Source organism: Congregibacter sp., assembly GCF_965660375.1.
GTDB lineage: Bacteria > Pseudomonadota > Gammaproteobacteria > Pseudomonadales > Halieaceae > Congregibacter.
In genome coordinates this window covers 1-3,564 of sequence record NZ_CBFHZO010000023.1, presented here as the reverse complement: position 1 = coordinate 3,564, position 3,564 = coordinate 1, and the positions used below count along the sequence as shown (strand labels likewise).

Genomic DNA, 3,564 nt, shown 5'->3' with positions numbered 1-3,564 from the left:
CTCTTGCGTGTAGATGTACAGGCCGGAGATATGCATCGGTGAATTGGGCGTCTCAAGATATAAAAAGGACGCGTCGAGTCCGCTGAGCTGCTGCATGCTATCGATCTCTTATTTGTGTCATTTCAGTGTACACCGCGATTTGTGCGGTGCACGGAAAAGGGCAAAGCGTTATACGCAAAAAGCCGCTCATTGAGCGGCTTTGGCATGGCGCAGCTGGTAAAAAAACAGTTACGAACTTTCGTCCAGGAAGCTGCGCAGGTAATCGGAGCGGGTGGGGTGACGCAGCTTGCGCAGGGCCTTGGCTTCGATCTGACGAATACGCTCCCGCGTGACGTCAAACTGCTTACCGACTTCTTCCAGCGTATGGTCCGTATTCATATCGATACCGAAACGCATACGCAGTACTTTGGCTTCTCGAGCAGTAAGGCCGCCAAGTACGTCCTTGGTGGCTTCCTGCAGACCCTGGCCCGTTGCTGAATCAATGGGTGAGTGGATGGTCTGGTCTTCGATAAAGTCACCCAGATGCGAGTCTTCGTCATCGCCGATGGGCGTCTCCATGGAGATGGGCTCTTTGGCGATTTTGAGCACCTTGCGCACTTTGTCTTCGGGCATTTCCATGCGCTCGCCAAGCTCTTCAGGCGTCGGCTCACGGCCCATCTCCTGAAGCATCTGCCGGGAAATACGGTTGAGCTTGTTGATAGTTTCGATCATGTGCACCGGAATACGAATGGTGCGCGCCTGGTCCGCAATGGAGCGGGTGATGGCTTGACGAATCCACCAGGTGGCATAGGTCGAGAATTTGTAACCGCGACGGTATTCAAACTTGTCTACCGCTTTCATCAGGCCAATGTTGCCTTCCTGGATGAGGTCGAGGAACTGCAGGCCACGGTTGGTGTACTTCTTGGCGATAGAAATCACAAGACGGAGGTTGGCTTCGACCATTTCTTTCTTGGCGCGTCGTGCCCGGGCTTCGCCCATGGACATGCGGCGGTTGATTTCTTTGATCTCTGTGACCGTGAGGCCCGTCGCTTCTTCGATTTGGCCGATTTGGCGCTGGGCTCTCAGAATTTCTTCTTTGTAGGTGTTGAGTTTGGGGCCGTAGTCTTTCTTGCGAGTATGGCGCGACAGCCACTTGGCATTGGACTCATTGCCCTGGAAAGAGGTGATGAATTCCTTGCGGGGCATCTGGCAGCGGCGGACCACTATGCGCATGATCTCGCGTTCCTGCTCCCGAACACCGGCCAGGGCTGAGCGCGCCTCGTCATTCAGAGGGTCAAAAACCTTGGGCGTGAACTTGAAGAACTTGAAGATTTCACCGAGCTTCTCCATCTCCTTGATAGACGCTTTGTCCTGGCGACCTTTCTCGGCGAGAACTTTCTCGGTTTTGTTGAACTGACGCTTGAGGGCGGTGAAGCGCTTCTTGGCTTCTACGGGATCAGGGCCGGTGGGGGTGTTGTCTTCGTCGTCGGTGTTGCCTGCGGCTTTTGCGGCCTGCTGTTCGGCAATCTGCTGCGCAGAGGGCACGTGGTCAGCGGGATTCAGGTAGCCCACCAGGATGTCGGCGAGCTTCTTCTCTTCCTTGGCAACCAGGGCGTAATCATCCAGCACGGACTTAACGGAGCCGGGGTAAAAAGCCAGGGCCGCCATAAGCTCCCGGATACCTTCTTCGATGCGCTTGGCGATGACAATTTCGCCTTCGCGGGTGAGCAGTTCGACGGTGCCCATCTCACGCATGTACATGCGGACGGGGTCCGTGGTTCTGCCGGCTTCCGTCTCAACGGCTGCCAGTGCGGCGGCAGCCTCTGCGGCGGCGATGTCGTCGGCAGAGCCGTCGCCATCGGTGAGGATCAGGTCATCGGCATCCGGAGCCTGTTCAAAGACCTGGATACCCATGTCGTTGATCATCTGGATGATGTCTTCTACCTGATCCGGATCAGAGATGTCCTCGGGGAGGTGGTCGTTGACCTCAGCGTAAGTGAGGTAACCCTGCTCTTTTCCCTTGGCAATCAGGGACTTCAAACGCGATTGCTGTGTAACGGCGTCGTTCATTCGATACCTTGCTTGGATTTGGCCGGCCCTTTCGGGGCGGACGTGATAAAAAAGAAAAAGTTAGCCCACCAGTATAGCGGAAAGTCGGACAAATTGCTTACAGAAATGGGCTTCTTGTGGTCCCCGCGGCAGCGCCGAGGCCTGTTCACGGTCCCCCAGGGCCGCTACGGGTGTCCAGATCGCGGAGGGCGCGGATCAGCTCGGGGAGCCGGGCTTTGTCATCGGCGGTGAGCTGCGCGTAGGGACGGCTTTTCAGACCGCTGATCTCTTCCATAATGCGCTGGCGGAGGGGCAGTGACGTGAGGCGCCTGATGATGTCCTGAAACTGCGCCTCGATACCTTCCGTGGGTATCAGTCTTTCCTGCCCCGCAAGCTCTGCCAGCAGCTCCCCTTCGCTGCTGCCATGCCAATGGCCCAGCAGCATGCCGGTGCTGGATTCCGGCCGTTTTTGCAGCAGTTCGATGATGGCTTTCAGTAACTCTCCCTCCCGACCCTCCAACGCAGACAACGCATGCGCATCCGCCAGAGACGCCACGGCCGGTTTGTGGAGGAGCAGGGCAATGGCGGCCTGGGTAAGCGTTGCATGGGCTCGCGGAGCCTGGTTCAGGGGCGCGCGCTGCCTTGGACTGGCGTCATCATCTGAGGGGGCCCAGGCGCCCTCGTCCGGGGGTGGCCCTTCGTCCATGGGGGCGTCACTGCCTAAGTAGTCACTGCCTGAATAATGGTCTGAGTAGCTATCTGGGTAATTGTGCTGGTCACTGTCTGCGTAGCTCGCGACGCTGCCGTCAAACTCTCCACTGTGACTCCCCTTGTTGGGAGCGGGAGGCGGCTCCGGGGGCGGCAGTTCAAGTTTCATGAGGCTGGCGAGCTCTAATCCGGTGCGTTCTGCCAGGGATTGAAACATGAGCTCCCGATAGACGCCTTCCGGCAGTATGCGAATGAGAGGCAGCGCCCGCTTGGATAGACTGGCACGACCCTCCATGGTGCCAATATCCAGTCCGTTTGCCTGGCTCTGGAAGAGAAACTCCTCGAGGGGCATCGCGGCATGCACCAGATCCAAAAAGGCCTGGGTCCCGTCCTTGCGCACCAGGGAATCCGGGTCTTCACCCTCGCGCAGGAACAAAAAGCGGGCCTGGCGGCCGTCGGCCATGGTGGGCAGGGTGTTGTGTAACGCACGCTCCGCGGCTTTGCGTCCGGCCTCATCTCCATCAAAGCAGAACACCACTTCGGGCACGACGCGGAAGATCCGCTCCAGATGCTCGGTGCTTGTGGCGGTGCCCAGCGTCGCCACGGCATAGGTGATACCCGCCTGAGCCAGGGCGATGACGTCCATGTAGCCCTCGACCACGATGATGCGCTCGAGCTTGCGATTGGCCCGCCGCGCTTCGTAGAGCCCGTAGAGCTCCCGGCCTTTGTGAAAAATCGGTGACTCGGGGGAGTTCAGGTATTTGGGCTTGTCATCGCCCAGCACTCGGCCGCCAAAGGCGATCACACGGCCTCGACGGTCCCGGATAG

Annotated in this window: 2 protein-coding genes; both read right to left on the bottom strand. The window is 58.5% G+C overall.

The genetic code is table 11. The features are described 5' to 3' along the window. Window positions 1–228: 228 nt before the first annotated feature. On the bottom strand, window positions 229–2,049 hold the full coding sequence (gene rpoD, locus ACTG3T_RS02095) for an RNA polymerase sigma factor RpoD (protein WP_439100610.1): 1,821 nt from the start codon (window positions 2,047–2,049) through the stop codon (window positions 229–231). A 145-nt stretch (window positions 2,050–2,194) separates the two neighbouring features. Further along, window positions 2,195–3,564, bottom strand: a 1,370-nt coding sequence (locus ACTG3T_RS02090; RefSeq protein ID WP_439100609.1) for a toprim domain-containing protein, incomplete at its 5' end; no start/stop codon positions are given.